The sequence below is a fragment of the Streptomyces hainanensis genome (assembly GCF_004348415.1).
In the GTDB taxonomy this organism is placed as follows: domain Bacteria; phylum Actinomycetota; class Actinomycetes; order Streptomycetales; family Streptomycetaceae; genus Streptomyces; species Streptomyces hainanensis.
This window is the reverse complement of the sequence record NZ_SMKI01000027.1, coordinates 1-16,419: the sequence shown is the minus strand read 5'-3', so window position 1 is coordinate 16,419 and position 16,419 is coordinate 1. Positions and strand designations below refer to the sequence as shown.

The following is a 16,419-nucleotide window of genomic DNA, read 5'->3' as shown; positions in this document are numbered from 1 at the left end:
CGCCGATGTCAGCCGACGCCACGGGACCCGCGCTCTCACTCCGCCGCATCAGCAAGAACTTCGGCGCGGTCGCCGCGCTCACCGACGTCGACCTGGAGGTGACGCCAGGACAGGTGGTGGCCGTGGTCGGCGACAACGGCGCCGGCAAGTCGACCCTGGTCAAGGTCCTGGCCGGGGTGCACCGCGCGGACGCCGGAACGATCGCCTTCGGCGACCGGGAGGTCACCATCGGCGGCCCGGCCGACGCCCACGCGCTGGGCGTGGCCACGGTGTTCCAGGACCTGGCGCTGTGCGAGAACCTGGACGTGGTCGAGAACCTGTTCCTGGGCCGGGAGTTGCGGCGCGGCCGGCTCGACGAGGTGACCATGGAGCTGCGGTCGTGGGAGCTGCTGCGGCAGTTGTCGGCGCGGATCCCCTCGGTACGGGTCCCGGTGGCGGCGCTGTCCGGCGGGCAGCGGCAGACGGTGGCGATCGCCCGCTCGCTGCTTGGCGACCCGCGGATCGTGGTGCTCGACGAGCCGACGGCGGCGCTCGGCGTGGCGCAGACCGCGGAGGTGCTCAACCTCATCGAGCGGCTGCGGGACCGCGGCCTCGGCGTGATCATGATCAGCCACAACCTGGCGGACGTGCGGGCGGTCGCCGACCGGGTGGCGGTGCTGCGGCTCGGCCGCAACAACGGGTTCTTCGACACCGCCGAGGTGTCCGACGAGGACATCGTCGCGGCCATCATCGGCGCCGCCGACAACGTCGTGACCCGCCGGGCCAATCGAGAAAGGGACGCGGGCGATGAGTGACCAGGGAACGGCTGGCGCCACGCCGCCACTCGACCTGCTGGACGAACGCCTCCGGCGGGGCGAGGGCCCCCGGGCCGCGCTGGCCGCCATCCTGGACCGGATCCGCGGCGGCGACCTGGGGGCCCTGCCCATCGTGCTCGGGCTGCTGGTGATCTGGACGGTCTTCCAGTCGCTCAACTCGGCCTTCCTCTCCAGCGCGAACCTGGTGAACCTGCTGGTGGAGAGCGTCCCGGTGGGCGTGATCGCGCTCGGCGTGGTGTGCGTGCTGCTGGTCGGTCAGATCGACCTGTCGGTCGGCTCGGTCAGCGGCCTGTCCGCGGCGATCACGGCCGTCACCTTCGTCGACGCGGGCTGGCCGATGCCGCTCGCCCTGGCGGCCGCGATCGGCACGGGCGCGGCGATCGGCTGGGTCTACGCGATGATGGTGACCCGCCTCGGCGTGCCGAGCTTCGTCGCCACGCTGGCCGGGCTGCTGAGCTTCCTCGGCGTGCAGCTCTACCTGCTGGGCCGCACCGGCGCGATCAACCTGCCCTATGACTCGGGCCTGGTCCGGTTCGCCCAACTCGCCTTCGTACCAGCCTGGTTGTCCTACGTCCTCGTACTCCTCGCGGCCGGCTGGCTGTTCCTCACCGGCCGCTCCCTCGCGGCGGCCCGCCGCCGCGCCGGCCTCTCCGCCCGCTCGACCAGACTGCTGGTGGCGCGCAGCCTCGCCGTGCTGGCCGGCCTCGGCTTCGCCGCCTGGTACCTGAACGAGGCCAGGGGCATCGGCTGGATGTTCGTCTGCTTCGTGGGCCTGGTCCTGGCGACGCACTACGCGCTCACCAGGACGAGTTGGGGCCGCACGCTGTTCGCCGTCGGCGGCAACGCGGAGGCGGCCCGCCGCGCCGGCATCAACGTCCGGCGCACCTACACCACCGCGTTCGTGCTCTGCTCCTCGCTGGCCGCGCTCGGCGGCCTGCTCGCCGCGTCCCGCCTGGCGGCCGCCAACCAGGCGACCGGCGCCGGCGACGTCAACCTCAACGCGATCGCCGCCGCCGTCATCGGCGGCACCAGCCTCTTCGGCGGCCGCGGCGGCGCGTTCTCCGCGCTGCTCGGCATCCTGGTGATCCAGTCCATCTCCAACGGCCTGACCCTGCTGGACCTCGACTCCTCCTTCCGCTTCATCGTCACCGGCCTCGTCCTGGCCCTCGCCGTAGCCCTCGACTCCGCCGCCCGCCGCTCCCGCACCGCCCACGGCTGGGCATAGAAGGCTGCGATTCGTCGGCCAACTCCCGCATCCCACTCGGGAGCTTGACTCAAGGTGACAATCCTGCTACACACCGCTCCACATCGCGAACTCGCGCAGGGGGTCTGGCGCCTTGGCCCGGGCTCGGAGCAGGGTGCCGACCAGTTCGTGAACGCTCGGGTGGTACCGGGTCAGTTGCGGTGCCGCCCGCTTCGCTTCGCTCAAGGACACGAGCGCCGCGTCATGTCGGGCCGTCCAGGTCTCCGCCCGTGCCTTGTCAATCCAGTAGCGTGCCGCCCCGGTTGGCCGGTAGTCGGCGGGCAGTCGCACCTCGGCGGCCCACTTCAGTGCCGTCGTGTGGTCCTCTCGGTCGTTGGCGGCCGCCAACTGGGAGAGCGCCACCTCAATCGGCCCGAAGGACAGGGCGTAGTCGGCCACCGCGTCGGCGGAGCCGGTCTCTCCCGTGACCTGCGACAACTCGGTGGCCTGGGCGAGGAAGTCCTCCGACGCACTCGCGTCCCCGCTGCGCAACGCATGCGTCGCGGCGCGCAACTGCAACGTGCCGCGCACCGCCTTGGTGATACGGTCGCCGTCGTCGTCGAGGTCGCGCAGGGCGCGTCGCACCAAGGCAACGCCACGGTCCGGGCGTGAGCTCTCGGCGTGTGTGATACACGCCCGCTCGAAACGCTCGACGGCGACCTGGCGAGGGTCTCCTGACTGCGGTGCGGCGGCGGCCAACCGCGCTAGGGCAAGGCGGGCCATGTCGATGAAGCCCATCCGGTAGGCCACGATGGCCGCCGTGCGCGCCATCTCACACTGCAGCGCGAAGGCACGTTCTCGGTCTCGGTCCGAGCGATGGCTCGCCTGCGTCACCAGCGCGGATTCGACGAGGAGTCCAGGGAGGTCATCCGCGATCTCGACGAACTTCGTCTGGACCCGAAGTCCCGCGATCCGCCGCGCCTCCGATTCCAGCGTGTCCAACGAGCGCGGCGAGGACTCGTCGTCGGGGAGCAGGTCCCAGCTGTCGAGGGCGCTGCTGATGGGAGACAGCAGTGCGTCGAGCCGGTCCTTCTGGAGCATGTGGATGTAGGGCTGTCCGCGCAGCACGGACACGCCGACGCCGAGGACTCGGGCCACGGACGCGACCACCCCGGGCGAGGCGAACCGCTGCCCCCGCTCGATCCGGGACAGTTGGGGTGCGGAGACATGGGCGCGGCGGCCGAGTTCCGAGAGGGAGAAGCCCCGTATGGTCCGGAGCTCGTGGATTCTGGTGCCGATGGTACGTGTTGGGACATCGAAGTCGTCAGACACTGTGACTCCCGGCTGGTGTGCCGTTACAGCGTGAACGCTACTCGCACACCCCGCACGTGAACAGCCGGTCACGAGAGCGGGGGCGGCGCCTCCGAGGTTCCCCGCCCGCCAGGGCGAGGGCTACCACCGGTGACGTTGTCAGGGGATGGTGGTAGGTCGGTGCCTGGCCGTTTCGCCGAGGAGAGAGGGACCGGGATGTTCGGACTGATGGTGCGGTTCACGTGCACGGACGAGACCGCTGCCGCCGCGTTCGACGAGTTGGTGGCGCGGACCGGGGCGCAGATTCGTGCGAACGAACCGGGGACGGTGATCTACACCGTGCATCGTGTTGACGGCCGGCCGCTGGAGCGGATCTTCTACGAGCTCTACCGTGACGTGGCCGCGTTCGAGACGCATGAGTCACAGGAGTACGTGCGGATCTTCCTCGACGAGCGGGAGCAGTACCTCGCCTCGACCGAGGTGGACTGCCTGGACTTCGTCGCCGGCAAGGGTGTGGACGTTGAGCACTGAGTACGAGAAAGCGTTCGGCCGCAGGATCGCCTTCAACCGCAAGCGGTGCGGCTGTGGCAGAAGGAGTTCGCAGGTCTGCTGGACCGGTCGGAAGCCTGGGGGCGTTCGCCGCATCCACCGGATGACGGTCCTGGAGAAGGTCGCCGAAGTCCTCGATGTGCCCATCGCCGAACTGGCAGCTGAGGCACCGATCGTCGCGTCCGTCGCCGAGGGTGAGGCGCCCGGTGCGAGCAGGCTCCGACTCGTGTTGAGTTCGGCGCACTCACTCAGGGCGGCCGAGCTGTTGGATGGGCTGGTGCCCCGGCTGGAGTCCGCGACACGGGCGGGTTCCGACGAGGAACGACCGGAGCTGTTCCGGCTGCTGGCCGCGATGTATCACACGTGCGGCGCGGCACTGGCGAACATGGGCGAGCCGGAGGTGGCGTGGGTCGCGGTGGACCGCGCCGTGGTCGCCGCCGAACGTGCCGGCGATCCGCTGCTGATGGCCGCCGGCGCGTTCCGGCTCTCCATCGTTTTCCTGGGGGCACGTCACAGGGTGCGGGAACTCCTGCCGGAGATGTTCCGCGCCAAACCCACCATCAAGCAACTCGTCGGCGACCTGGTCACGATGAGCCCGCTGCCGTCCGATCAGCTCCGGGCGCTCTCCCGGGAGTTGGGCGTCGGAGAAGAGTGACGTCGCACCCGAGAAGCCGGCGAGGCCGGGCGTGGCGGGCGGGCTCACTCCCGGGCGATGGTCCTGCCCGGCATCGGCTCGGCGAGTGCCGCCCGCCAGGCGGGCGCGCCGAACGGGTCGGCGAAGTACTGCGTCTCGTGCGTCACGTGCCCGTCGGCGAACTCCATGACGCTCACCGAGTGCGTGGGCACGCCGTCGTACGTGATGACGCACTCGCTCACCCACAGGTCGCCGCCGCCGGTGATCCGGTGGATGGTGAAGTGCCGGTTGGCGGGGTGGCCGCCGCGTTGGGCCGTGATCGCCGCGCGGCCCCGGAACCGTTCGCCCGACTGGGGGTAGTCGAGGATCGCGTCCTCGGCGTAGATGGCGTGCTCGGCCTCGGTGTCGCCGCGTTCCGAGGCCCGCCAGTGTTCCTCGATCGCCGCCCTGGTCGTGGTGTCGGGAGCCGTCACGCGGTGTGCCTCTCTCTGAAACGCTGCGTGTCGGCCCCACGGTAGACCGCAGGACGTCGCGGGTCGGTCAGGGCGCGGTCCACTTCTGGGCCGGGTTGCCCGAGCAGTTGGCGATCTGGAGGTGGGTGCCGTTGGAGGTGTTGGCGTTGGCGACGTCCAGGCAGCGGTCGGCGACCACGTTGACGATGTCGCCGGCGGCGCGTTCGATGCGCCAGCGCTGGATGGCCTGGGTGGAGTCGCAGGTGGCCAGCACCACGGGCGTGCCGTCGGCGGTGGCGCCGCCGCCAAGGCTGAGGCAGAAGCCCTGGACGCGGAGGGTGCCGTCGGAGGCGACGGTCCACTGCTGGCGGTCGGAGCCGTTGCAGTCCCAGAGGTGGAGGCCTGTGCCGTTGCCCGGCTCGTAGGTGTTGCTCTCGGCGCACTTCTCGGCCAGACCGACGATGAGGCCGGTGGGCCCGGTCACCCGCGCGGGCTGGTTCTGCCGCTCGGGCTGCTCGTCGCGCTCGGCCGGCGGGTCCGGCTCGTCCGCCGGCTCCTCGGCCGGTTCCTCGGCGGGCTCCTCCTCGACCGGCTCCTCGACCGGGGCGCGCTCGACGGGCTGCTCGGCCGGCTGTTCCTCGGGCTCCTCGGCCGGCTCCTCGTCCTCCTCGACGGGCTCCTCCTCGGGTTCCTCGGTCTCCGCGTCCGTCGCGTCGGCGAGGAGTTCGCTGGGCTCCAGTTCCTGGGGGGAGGGGGCGGCCACCGGCTCCTGGTCGTCGTCGACGAGCGAGGCGGCGACGGTGGTGGCGCCGGCGATCACGGCGACGGCGGCGACGGTGCCGCCGAGTGTGGCCCACACCCGCCGGCCGGGGACGAGACCGCGGCTGGCGCGGGAGGGTTTGCTCGCGAAGGTGCTGGAGAAGCGTGGGGACGGCACCGGATTCCTCCGTTCACGGGGACACGAGGCACGATCGGGGACGGTGTGCTGCGCATCACGTCGGCCAACAGCCTAGCCACCGCCCGCACTCGGCCCTCGCCGGGGCCACACGCGCGTCGAGGGGGCTCCGGTTCCCACCGGGCCCCCTCGGCGTGTGCGAACGCACAATCCTCACAAGCGCGTTCAGACGTTCACCCCGTAGTCCGCCGCGATGCCGCGCAGCCCGGAGGCGTAGCCCTGGCCGACGGCGCGGAACTTCCACTCGGCCTCGCGCCGGTAGAGCTCGCCGAAGACCATGGCCGTCTCGCTCGACGCGTCCTCGGTGAGGTCGTAGCGGGCGAGCTCGCCGCCGTCCGCCTGGTTCGCGATGCGGATGAAGGCGCCGGTGACCTGTCCGAAGCTCTGTCGGCGGGCGTCGGCGTCGTAGATGGAGACGGGGAACACCACCCGGTCGACCTCGGCCGGCAGCGCCGCGAGGTCCACGACGATCTCCTCCTGGTCGCCGCCGGCGCCGTCGAGACCGCCGACGCCCCCGACACCCGCGGCGCTCCCGGCGCCGCCGACCAGCTCATCGCCCATGTGGGTGACCGCGCCGTCCGGGCTCTTGAGGTTGTTGAAGAAGACGAAATGTCGGTCGCTCAGCACCCTGCCCCGCGCGTTCACCAGGAGCGCGCTGGCGTCCAGGTCGAAGTCCGCGCCGGACGTCGCGCGCGCCTGCCAGCCGAGGCCGACGGTCACCGCCGTGAGGTTCGGGGCCTGCTTGGTCAGCGAGACGTTACCGCCCTTGGACAGCGACACTCCCACGTCGATCAACTCCTGGGATTCGGGAACAGTCCTCGCTTCAGAATCTACAACACTGTAGAAGTCGGCCGAGCGATACCGGACGCAGTGGGCATCCTGTACAGAGAATGGACGGATCAGCGGGGCATTCTGAACAGTGCTGCCAGCCCATTGCGCATCTCTTGCGGAGCACGAGGAAGTCGCGGTGTCATTCTGTACAGCGGACATTCTGGCGGAGGAGGCCCACCCGTGAGCATCGACGACACCCTCACCAGCCAGGAACGGCTGGCCGAACTCGACCGCGACCAGCTGCGGCAGCTGGTCGGCCTCGTGGAGTACGACGCGGGCAGCGACCCGTTCCCGCTGACCGGCTGGGACGCCGTGGTCTGGGCGGTGGGCAACGCCACCCAGGCAGCCCTCTTCCACCAGGTGGTCCTCGGCATGGAGCTGGTCGCCTACTCGGGCCCCGAGACCGGCAACCGGGACCACCACGCCTACGTGCTGCGCTCCGGCGCGGTCCGCTTCGTGCTCAAGGGCGGCGTCGATCCGGCCGGGCCGCTGCTCGACCACCACCGCCGGCACGGCGACGGCGTCGTCGACGTCGCGCTGGAGGTGCCGGACGTCGACCGCTGCGTGGCGCACGCCAGGGCCCAGGGCGCGACGGTCCTGGAGGAGCCGCACGAGCTGACGGACGAGCACGGCACCGTCCGGTTGGCCGCCATCGCCGCGTACGGCGAGACCCGGCACACCCTGGTCGACCGCTCCCGCTACACCGGCCCCTACCTCCCCGGCTACGTGGCCCGCACCGGCACCCGGGTCCGCGCGGCCGACGAGCCCCGGCGGCTCTTCCAGGCCCTGGACCACGTGGTGGGCAACGTGGAGCTCGGCCGGATGGACGAGTGGGTGGACTTCTACCGGCGCGTCATGGGCTTCACCAACATGGCCGAGTTCGTCGGCGAGGACATCGCCACCGACTACTCCGCGCTGATGAGCAAGGTGGTGGCGAGCGGCAACCACCGGGTCAAGTTCCCGCTGAACGAGCCGGCCATCGGCAGGAAGCGGTCCCAGATCGACGAGTACCTGGACTTCTACACCAGCCCCGGCGTACAGCACCTCGCGCTGGCCACCTCTGACATCCTGACCACCGTGGACACCCTCCGGGCCAGGGGCGTCGAGTTCCTGGCCACCCCCGACTCCTACTACTCGGACCCCGAGCTCCGCGCCCGCATCGGCGAGGTCCGGGTGCCCATCGAGGAGCTGCGGTCCCGGGGCATCCTGGTCGACCGCGACGAGGACGGCTACCTGCTCCAGATCTTCACCAAGCCGCTCGGTGACCGGCCCACCCTCTTCTTCGAGTTCATCGAGCGGCACGGCTCGCTCGGCTTCGGCATCGGCAACTTCAAGGCGCTCTTCGAGGCGATCGAGCGCGAGCAGGCGAAGAGGGGCAACTTCTGAACGGGAAGCGGGGGACGGCGAGCCCGGGCACGGCGACGGCGGCGGCAGCGACGACGGCGACGACCTGGCTGGACGTGGCCCCTGGGCATCCCTTCGGCCCGAGCACCCTGCCCTACGGCAGCTTCACCGGGCCGGGATCGCCGGAACCGCGCGTCGGGGTGGCGATCGGCGACCTGGTGCTCGACCTGACGGCGGCCGCCCGGGTCCTGCTGCCGCCGGACGCGGGCCTGTTCGCCGCCGGCACCCTGGACCCGCTGCTCGCCGCCGGGCCCGCGGTCTGGGCCCGGGTCCGCGCCCGGGTCACCGAGTGGCTGACCGACGAGCGGCACCGGCCGACGCTCGAACCGCTGCTGGTGCCGGCCGAGTTCACCACGCCCCGGCTGCCGTTCACCGTCGCCGACTACACCGACTTCTACGCCAGCGAGGAACACGCCACCAACCTGGGCCGGATCCTCCGCCCCGACGGTGCCGCGCTCACCCCCAACTGGAAGCACCTGCCCATCGGTTACCACGGCCGCGCCGGCACGGTGGTGGTCTCCGGCACGCCGGTCGTCCGGCCGAGCGGGCAACGCCGGGCCCCGGACGGCGAAATCGCCCTCGGGCCCACCACCCGGCTCGACTTCGAGGCCGAGGTCGGCTTCGTGGTGGGCGCGCCCTCCGCCCCCGGCCGGCCGGTGCCGCTGGCCGAGGCCGACCGGCACGTCTTCGGCGTCTGCCTGGTCAACGACTGGTCGGCCAGGGACGTCCAGGCCTTCGAGTACGTGCCGCTCGGCCCGTTCCTCGGCAAGTCCTTCGCCACCTCGGTCTCGCCGTGGATCGTGCCGCTCGCGGCGCTGCGCCACGCGCGGGTCGCGCCACCGCCGCGCGACCCGCGGCCGCTCCCCTACCTCGACGACACCGACGCCGAGCCCTGGGGGCTCGACCTGGCGCTGACGGTGACGCTCAACGGGCACCCCGTCTCCCGGCCGCCGTTCGCCGGCGTGTACTGGACGGCGGCCCAGCAGTTGGCGCACCTCACGGTCAACGGCGCCCCGCTGCGCACCGGCGACCTGTTCGCCTCGGGCACCGTCAGCGGCCCCCGCCGGGACCAGCGCGGCTCGTTGATCGAGCTCACGTGGAACGGCGCCGAGCCGCTGGTGCTGCCCGACGGCACGGAGCGGGCCTTCCTGCGGGACGGCGACGAGGTGGTGATCAGCGGCACCGCGCCGGGCCCCGACGGCGCCCGGATCGGTCTCGGCGAGGTGCGCGGCCGGGTGTCGGCGGCACCCGCCTGACCCCGGCGTAACCGGCGTCGGCGTGTCCGGGATCATGGCCCCGGACGACGGACGACGGACGACGAACGAGGGTCCACGGTCCACGGACGACGGACCACGGACGACGGACGACCGCACGCGACGCCGGAGAGGCACGGGCCATGAGCGAACCACGGGGCGGGGCCGAGCCTCGGCTGCGGCGGGAGCTGGGCCTCTTCGACGCGGTGGTCATCGGGCTCGGCTCGATGATCGGCGCCGGCGTCTTCACGGCGCTGGCGCCCGCCGCCGGGGCGGCCGGCGCCGCCCTGCCGCTCGCGCTGGCGCTCGCCGCGTTCGTCGCCTACTGCAACGCCACCTCCTCGGCCCGGCTGGCCGCCCGCTACCCCGCCTCGGGCGGCACCTACGTCTACGGCCGGGAGCGGCTCGGCGACTTCTGGGGCTACCTCGCCGGCTGGGGCTTCGTGGTGGGCAAGACGGCGTCCTGCGCCGCGATGGCGCTGACGGTCGGCACCTACGCCTGGCCCGACCAGGCGCACGCGGTGGCGGTCGCGGCGGTGGTGGCGCTCACCGCCGTGAACTACGGCGGGGTGCGGAAGTCCGCCCTGCTGACCCGGGTGATCGTGGCCGTGGTGCTCGCGGTGTTGGCCGCGGTGGTGGTGGCCGCGGCCACCTCGGACCGCGCGACCGCCGACCGGCTGGACCTCGGCGCCGGCCTCGCGGACGCCGGGGTCGGCGGGGTGCTCACGGCGGCCGGGCTGCTGTTCTTCGCGTTCGCCGGCTTCGCGCGGATCGCCACCCTGGGCGAGGAGGTGCGCGACCCGGCACGCACCATCCCGCGGGCGGTCCCGCTGGCGCTGGGCATCGCCCTCGTGGTGTACGCGGCGGTGGCGGTCACCGTCCTCGCGGTGCTCGGCGCCGGCGGCCTGGCCGGCGCGAGCGCGCCGCTCGCGGAGGCGGTGCGTGCCGCCGGGGTGCCGGAGTTGGGGCCCGTGGTGCGGGTCGGCGCCGTGGTCGCCGCGCTCGGCTCGCTGCTGGCGCTGATCCTCGGGGTGTCGCGCACCACCCTCGCCATGGCCCGCGACCGGCACCTGCCGCACGCGCTGGCCGCGGTGCACCCGCGTTTCGGGGTGCCGCACCGGGCCGAGCTGGCGGTCGGCGCGGTGGCGGCGATAGCCGCCGGGACGCTCGACGCGCGGGGCGCGATCGGCTTCTCGTCGTTCGCGGTGCTCGTCTACTACGCCATCGCCAACGCCAGTGCCTGGACGCTCCGTTCGGCCGAGGGCCGTCGACGCCGGGTCGTCCCGGCCCTCGGTCTGGCGGGCTGCCTGGTGCTGGCCTTCGCGTTGCCGCCGGCCTCGGTGCTCGCCGGCGCCTCGGTGCTCGCGGCCGGCGCGGCCGGCTACCTCGTCCGCCGCCGCGTCGCCCGCCGCGTCACCCGCCGCTGACCAGGAAACTGTTAGCGGGATTCCGGAAACACGCCGTCCGCAGACGGCCGTTCTCGGCTCCCCCTTTGAAACGAATCACGCCCGAAGGGTTGACGATCCCCGAGGCCACGGCCACGCTGATCAACGCGTCACCCCAGAAACCTTTTCGGGAAAAGATTTCGGGGCCCGGAAAGAACTCGGGGTCACCGCGCTCAAGTCGGTCCGCTGACCGGAGGACGCCGTGCCCAGCCCACCGCCTTTCTCCCCGTCCCGACGACGCACCCTCGCCCTGCTCCTCGCGCTCGCCTCGGCCGGCGCGGCGGGGACCACCGCCTGCGCCAGGACCGGATCGGGCCGTTCCGGATCCGGCGCGATCACGCTCGACTTCTGGGCCTGGGCCGACATCGGCCAGGCCGTGGACCTGTGGAACAGCACCCACCCCGACGTCCACGTCGAGCTCTCCGCCCCCGCCGGCGGGGCGAGCATCTTCCAGCGCCTCTCCTCGGCCGTCGCGGCCGGCAGCGGCGCGCCCGACCTGGTGCAGGTCGACTACAACAACCTGACCACGCTGGCCGTCGCCGGCTACCTGGAGGACATCACCGCCCGGGCCGCCGCCCTGGAGCCCGCGTTCGTGCCGTCCGCCTGGCGGCAGGTCCTCATCGACGGCCGGGTCTGGGCCGTCCCCCAGGACATCGGCCCGATGGCGATGTACTACCGGCAGGACATCTTCGAGGCGCACGGCCTCACCGTGCCACGCACCTGGGACGCGTTCCGGGACACCGCGGCCCGGCTCCGAGCGGCCGACGACTCCCGCTACCTGACGGCCTATCCGGCCGGCGACACCTTCTGGTTCGCCTCGCTCGCCGCGGCCCGCGGCGCCCAGTGGTTCACCACCGAGGGCGAGAGCTGGCACGTCGACATCGACGGCGCGCCGTCCCGCGAGACCGCCGACTTCTGGACCGAGCTGCTCGCCGACGACCTGGTGACCACCAGCCAGCACTGGAACCCGGCCTGGCACGCCGCCCTCCAGGACGGCACGCTCGCCACCTGGCTCGGCCCCGCCTGGGGTGCCGGCACCCTCACCTCGTACCCGCCCACCGCCCCCGAGGGCGTCTGGCGGGTGGCGTCGCTGCCCAGCGTGGCCGCCGACCGGCCGTCGTCCGGCTACTGGGGCGGCTCCTCCACCGCCGTCCTGGCCGGCAGCGAACACGTCGCGGCCGCCGTCGAGTTCGCCGCCTGGCTGAACACCGACCCGGACGCCGCCGACCTGCTCGTCGACCCCGAGCACTCGGCGCTCTTCCCCGCCTCCCTCAGCGGCCAGGCGCGCCCGGCCGTCTCCCGGCCGCACGAGGCGATCGGCGGGCGGCCGATCGACGACGTCTTCCGGGCGGCGGCCGACCACACCCACGTCATGACCTGGGGTCCGACGATGGACCAGGTCCGCGACGACTTCACCGACGCCGTGGCCGCCGCGCTCGGCGACGGCCGTCCGCTGCGCGACGCGCTGGCGACCGCCCAGGGCACCACGGTGGCCGCCCTGGAGCAGAAGGGGCTGAGCGTGACGGCATGAGCATCGCGACCACCCGATCCACCGCGACCGCCCGGTCCGCCGAGGCGGGGCGGCGGCGCCCCGGGGCCGGCCGGCTCGGTCGGCAGACCCGCCACGGCTGGGCGTTCCTCGCCCCGTTCCTGGGGCTCTTCCTGCTCTTCGAGGCGATCCCGATCGGCTACGCGCTGGTGCAGAGCCTGCGCGAGAAGCAGTGGTCGGGGCTCGGCCTCGACGGCCCCGTCGAGCGGTTCGCCGGCCTCGCCAACTACCGCCGGGTGCTGGAGGACGGCGAGGTGATCGACGGCGTGCTGCGGATGTTCCTCTACGGCGTCGTGCAGGTCCCGGTGATGCTGCTGCTCGCGCTCGCCATGGCCCTGCTGTTCGACGCCGGGGTCGCCCGCGGCCGCCGCTTCTTCCAGTTCTCCGCGTTCCTGCCGCACGCGGTCCCCGGGATCGTGGCCGCCGTGCTCTGGGCCTACCTGTACGTGCCGGGGATCAGCCCGGTGGTGGGCCTGCTCCAGGACGTGAACATCGAGGTGGACTTCCTCGGCCCGGACACCGTGCTGTGGTCCATCGCCAACATCGCCACCTGGCAGTGGACGGGCTACAACATGCTGATCATCTTCGCCGCGCTCCAGGCGCTGCCGCGCGAGCTGTTCGAGGCGGCCCGGGTGGACGGCGCGGGCGGCTGGGGCATCGCCTGGCGGATCAAGATCCCGCTGGTGCGCCCCTCCCTGGTGCTCACCGCGCTGTTCTCGGTCATCGGCACCCTCCAGCTGTTCGCCGAACCGATGGTGGTGCGTTCGCTGACCGCCAACGTCACCGCCACCTACACCCCCAACATGGCCGGCTACGCCCAGGCGTTCGGCCTCAACGACCCCAACTACGCGGCGGCGATCGCCGTCAGCCTGGCCATCGTCGCCTTCGCGCTCAGCTACGGCCTGATGCGCGCCGCCCAGCGGGGGGTGGACTCGTGAACACCGCGTACCGCCGGGTGTTCCCGGCCGGCCTGGCGCTGCTCTTCCTGCTGGCGCTGACGGTCTACTTCCTCTTCCCGCTGAGCTGGCTGGTGGTGTCGTCCACCAAGACCACGGCCGAACTCGGTTCGACCAACGGCTTCTGGTTCGCGGACGCCGGCTTCGTCGGCGGCTTCGTGGACAACCTCCGCACGCTGTTCGCCGAGGACGGTGGGCGGTTCACCCGCTGGCTGTTCAACTCGGCGGTCTACGCCGGGCTCGGCGCCCTCGGCTCGACGGTGATCGCCGCCTTCGCGGGGTACGCGCTGGCCGTCTTCCGCTTCCGCGGCCGGGACGCCGTCTTCGCCGGGATCCTCGGCGGCGTGCTGATCCCCGGCACGGTGCTGGCGCTGCCGCTGTTCCTGCTGATGAGCAACCTGAACCTGACCGACACCTATCTGGCGGTCCTGCTGCCCGTGCTGGCCAACCCGTTCGGCGTGTACCTGTGCCGGGTCTACAGCGCGGCGGCGGTGCCGGACGAGGTGGTCGAGGCGGCCCGCATCGACGGCGCGGGTGAGCTGCGGATCTTCCTCACCATCGCGTCCCGGATGCTGAGTCCGGCGCTGGTGACGGTCTACCTGTTCGCCTTCGTGTCGATCTGGAACAACTTCTTCCTGCCGCTGGTGATGCTCACCGACCGCGACCTGTGGCCGGTCACCCTCGGCCTCTACGGGTGGCAGCAACAGGCCATGGCCACCCCCGAGTTCACCATGCTGGTGATCGCCGGCTCGCTCGTCTCCACGCTGCCGCTGCTGGTGGTCTTCTTCGCCATGCAGCGCTACTGGCGGGCCGGACTGACCGTCGGCGCGCTCAAGGGCTGAGCGGGCCGGGGCCCGACAGCGCACCCGAATCCGTGGAAAGGAACGTCATGACACCCCCCGACCCGGCCGACTCCCGCGACCGGATGCGGCGGCTGCGCGCCCGCCTCGGCACCCTCGCCTACGGCGGGGACTACAACCCCGAGCAGTGGCCCGAGGAGACCTGGCTGGAGGACGTGCGGCTGATGCGCGAGGCCGGGGTCAACCTGGTCAGCGTCGGCGTCTTCTCCTGGGGCCGGCTCGAACCCCGGCCGGGCGTCCACCACTTCGGCTGGCTCGACCGGCTCCTCGACCTGCTGGCCGAGCACGGGATCGGTGCCAACCTGGCGACGCCCACCGCGGCGCCGCCGGCCTGGCTCGCGCACGAGCACCCGGAGACCCTGCCGGTGGACGCCGAGGGGCGCCGGGTGGCGTTCGGCGCCCGTCAGCACTACTGCCCGTCCTCGCCGGTGTTCCGGCACCACGCCGCGGACATCACGGAGCGGCTCGCCGAGCGCTACGCGGGGCATCCGGCGCTGGCCATGTGGCACATCGGCAACGAGTACCCGGGGCTCGCCCACTGCCACTGCGAGGTGTCGGCCGCCCACTTCCGGCGCTGGCTGGCCGGGCGGTACGGCACCGTGGACGCCCTCAACGCGGCCTGGGGCACCGCGTTCTGGGGTCAGCACTACGACAGCTTCGACTGGATCGAACCGCCGCGGGGCCGGCTGCTCGGCGGCCCGAACCCGGGCCACCACCTGGACTTCGTCCGGTTCTCCGGCGACGAGTCGCTGGCCTGCTTCACCGCCGAGCGCGACATCGTGCGCCGCCACACCCCGGACATCCCGGTGGCGACCAACTTCATGGGCGGCTTCAAGCACCTGGACTACTGGCGTTGGGCCGCCGAGGAGGACGTGGTGGCCCTCGACATCTACCCCAACTCCTGGGACCGGGAGGGCCAGGTCCTCGCCGCCTACAACTTCGACCTGATGCGGTCGCTGCGCGGCGGCGAGCCCTGGCTGCTGATGGAGTCGTCCACCGGGCCCAACGTGCAGCGGCGCCGCAACTCGGCCCGCCCGGCCGGGCAGTTGCGGCCGCGCTCGCTCCAGGCGGTGGCCAGGGGCGCGGACTCGGTGATGTTCTTCCAGTGGCGGGAGTCCCGGGTGGGCGCCGAGCGGTACCACTCGGCGATGCTGCCGCACGGCGGCACCCGCACCCGGGTCTGGCGCGAGGTGCGGGAGTTGGGCGGCGAGCTGCCGCGGCTCGCCGGCCTGGCGGGGGGTCGGGTGGTGGCCGAGACGGCCGTGGTGTGGGACTGGGACGCCTGGTGGGCCGTCGAGCTGCCGGGGCACCCCTCGGCGGACCTGGACTTCAGGGCCCGGGTGCTGGACCACTACCGGCCGCTGTGGCACGCCAACGTGCCGGTGGAGTTCGTCTCCCCACGGGCCGACCTGAGCGGCTACCGGCTGGTGGTGGTGCCGAGCCTCTACCTGGTGGACGACGCGGGCGCGAAGAACCTGACGGACTTCGTGCGGGACGGCGGCCATCTCGTCATGTCGTACTTCAGCGGCATCACGGACGAGCACGACCGGGTGCGGGAGGGCGGCCACCCGGGCGCGTTCCGGGAGCTGCTCGGCCTGTTGGTCGAGGAGTTCAGCCCGTTGCAGCCGGACGAGACGCGCGGCCTCGACCACGCGGGCCGGGCCGGGGTGGCGGGCGAGTGGCAGGACGTGATCCTGCTGGACGGCGCCGAGGCGGTCGCCGAGTACACCGAGGGCGAGTACCGGGGCCGGCCGGCCGTCACCCGGCACCGCTTCGGCGCCGGCACCGCCACCTATCTGGGCACCTCGCCCGACCAGGCGACCATGAGCGCGCTGCTGCTCGACGCGGCCGAACGCGCCCGGGTCGCCCCGGTGTTGGCGACGCCGGACGGCATCGAGGCGGTGCGGCGGCGGGCCGAGGACGGCACCGACCACCTGTTCCTGCTCAACCACACCGACCGGCCACACGAGGTGCCGCTGCCACCCGTCGCCGGCCCCGACCTGCTGGGCGGCGCGGCGCCCGAGGGCGGGGTGCTGCGGCTCGCGCCCTACCAGGTGGCGGTGTTCCCGGAGCCGTGAGGGAACGCGGTCAGATGCCCTGCCAGGCCGGCTTGTTGTCCCAGGCGTGCCGGTAGTAGTCCAGGTGGGTGAGCCGGCCGGCCGCCGCCTCGTCGACGATGACGGTGGTGTGCGGGTGGAGTTGGACGGCGGAGGCGGGGTGGC

The 16,419-nt window shown here is 72.6% G+C and carries 15 protein-coding genes and 1 pseudogene; 11 read left to right on the top strand and 5 right to left on the bottom strand.

Annotated elements, in window-relative coordinates:
* Positions 1–5 precede the first annotated feature (5 nt).
* Both E1283_RS04275 and E1283_RS04270 read left to right on the top strand, forming a co-directional pair.
* Positions 6–794: an ATP-binding cassette domain-containing protein gene (locus E1283_RS04275; RefSeq protein WP_132816505.1), complete on the top strand. Its 789-nt coding sequence runs from the start codon at positions 6–8 to the stop codon at positions 792–794.
* Positions 787–2,040, top strand: a complete 1,254-nt coding sequence (locus E1283_RS04270) for a sugar ABC transporter permease (RefSeq protein WP_132816504.1) — start codon at positions 787–789, stop codon at positions 2,038–2,040. Before E1283_RS04275 ends, E1283_RS04270 begins: the two co-directional genes overlap by 8 nt.
* Before the next feature lie 66 nt (positions 2,041–2,106).
* On the opposite strand, the gene E1283_RS04265 is transcribed toward E1283_RS04270, so the two are convergent.
* Positions 2,107–3,330, bottom strand: a complete 1,224-nt coding sequence (locus E1283_RS04265; protein ID WP_132816503.1) for a helix-turn-helix domain-containing protein — start codon at positions 3,328–3,330, stop codon at positions 2,107–2,109.
* A 195-nt stretch (positions 3,331–3,525) separates the two neighbouring features.
* On the opposite strand from E1283_RS04265, the gene E1283_RS04260 reads away from it, so the two are divergent.
* Both E1283_RS04260 and E1283_RS04255 read left to right on the top strand, forming a co-directional pair.
* Positions 3,526–3,840: a putative quinol monooxygenase gene (locus E1283_RS04260; RefSeq protein ID WP_132816502.1), complete on the top strand. Its 315-nt coding sequence runs from the start codon at positions 3,526–3,528 to the stop codon at positions 3,838–3,840.
* 121 nt (positions 3,841–3,961) lie between these two features.
* Positions 3,962–4,513: a hypothetical protein gene (locus E1283_RS04255; RefSeq protein ID WP_243744585.1), complete on the top strand. Its 552-nt coding sequence runs from the start codon at positions 3,962–3,964 to the stop codon at positions 4,511–4,513.
* Positions 4,514–4,557: 44 nt separating this feature from the next.
* On the opposite strand, the gene E1283_RS04250 is transcribed toward E1283_RS04255, so the two are convergent.
* The 3 genes from E1283_RS04250 to E1283_RS04235 form a co-directional block, all read right to left on the bottom strand.
* Positions 4,558–4,965, bottom strand: coding sequence for a nuclear transport factor 2 family protein (locus E1283_RS04250; protein ID WP_132816501.1), 408 nt, complete (start codon positions 4,963–4,965; stop codon positions 4,558–4,560).
* A 67-nt stretch (positions 4,966–5,032) separates the two neighbouring features.
* Positions 5,033–5,881, bottom strand: a complete 849-nt coding sequence (locus E1283_RS37025) for an RICIN domain-containing protein (protein ID WP_165956007.1) — start codon at positions 5,879–5,881, stop codon at positions 5,033–5,035.
* Between the two features lie 183 nt (positions 5,882–6,064).
* Positions 6,065–6,685 (bottom strand): TerD family protein, encoded by a 621-nt coding sequence (locus tag E1283_RS04235; RefSeq protein ID WP_132816499.1) that lies wholly within the window; start codon positions 6,683–6,685, stop codon positions 6,065–6,067.
* 285 nt (positions 6,686–6,970) lie between these two features.
* Here E1283_RS04235 and hppD point away from each other — a divergent pair, with 285 nt between their 5' ends.
* From hppD to E1283_RS04200, 7 genes are all read left to right on the top strand, one after another.
* Positions 6,971–8,116, top strand: coding sequence for a 4-hydroxyphenylpyruvate dioxygenase (gene hppD, locus E1283_RS04230; RefSeq protein ID WP_243744589.1), 1,146 nt, complete (start codon positions 6,971–6,973; stop codon positions 8,114–8,116).
* A 68-nt stretch (positions 8,117–8,184) separates the two neighbouring features.
* Positions 8,185–9,390, top strand: a complete 1,206-nt coding sequence (gene fahA, locus E1283_RS04225) for a fumarylacetoacetase (RefSeq protein ID WP_207930296.1) — start codon at positions 8,185–8,187, stop codon at positions 9,388–9,390.
* A 140-nt stretch (positions 9,391–9,530) separates the two neighbouring features.
* Positions 9,531–10,814 carry an APC family permease gene (locus tag E1283_RS04220; protein ID WP_132816496.1) on the top strand — a complete coding sequence of 428 codons (1,284 nt, stop codon included), beginning with the start codon at positions 9,531–9,533 and terminating at the stop codon, positions 10,812–10,814.
* A 220-nt stretch (positions 10,815–11,034) separates the two neighbouring features.
* Entirely contained in the window at positions 11,035–12,363 is a 1,329-nt protein-coding gene (locus E1283_RS04215; protein WP_132816495.1) for an ABC transporter substrate-binding protein, read from the top strand.
* Positions 12,360–13,319, top strand: coding sequence for a carbohydrate ABC transporter permease (locus tag E1283_RS04210; protein ID WP_132816494.1), 960 nt, complete (start codon positions 12,360–12,362; stop codon positions 13,317–13,319). The genes E1283_RS04215 and E1283_RS04210 overlap by 4 nt, the downstream gene beginning before the upstream one ends.
* The gene (locus E1283_RS04205) at positions 13,316–14,179 is read left to right on the top strand and encodes a carbohydrate ABC transporter permease (protein WP_207930292.1); all 864 of its coding nucleotides are present in this window, start codon (positions 13,316–13,318) and stop codon (positions 14,177–14,179) included. The genes E1283_RS04210 and E1283_RS04205 overlap by 4 nt, the downstream gene beginning before the upstream one ends.
* Positions 14,180–14,226: 47 nt before the next feature.
* Positions 14,227–16,275, top strand: a complete 2,049-nt coding sequence (locus tag E1283_RS04200; RefSeq protein ID WP_132816493.1) for a beta-galactosidase — start codon at positions 14,227–14,229, stop codon at positions 16,273–16,275.
* A gap of 10 nt (positions 16,276–16,285) precedes the next feature.
* Here the strand turns inward: E1283_RS04200 and E1283_RS38530 are convergent.
* Positions 16,286–16,419 (bottom strand): annotated as a pseudogene (locus tag E1283_RS38530) (glucosamine-6-phosphate deaminase); the annotation flags it as partial.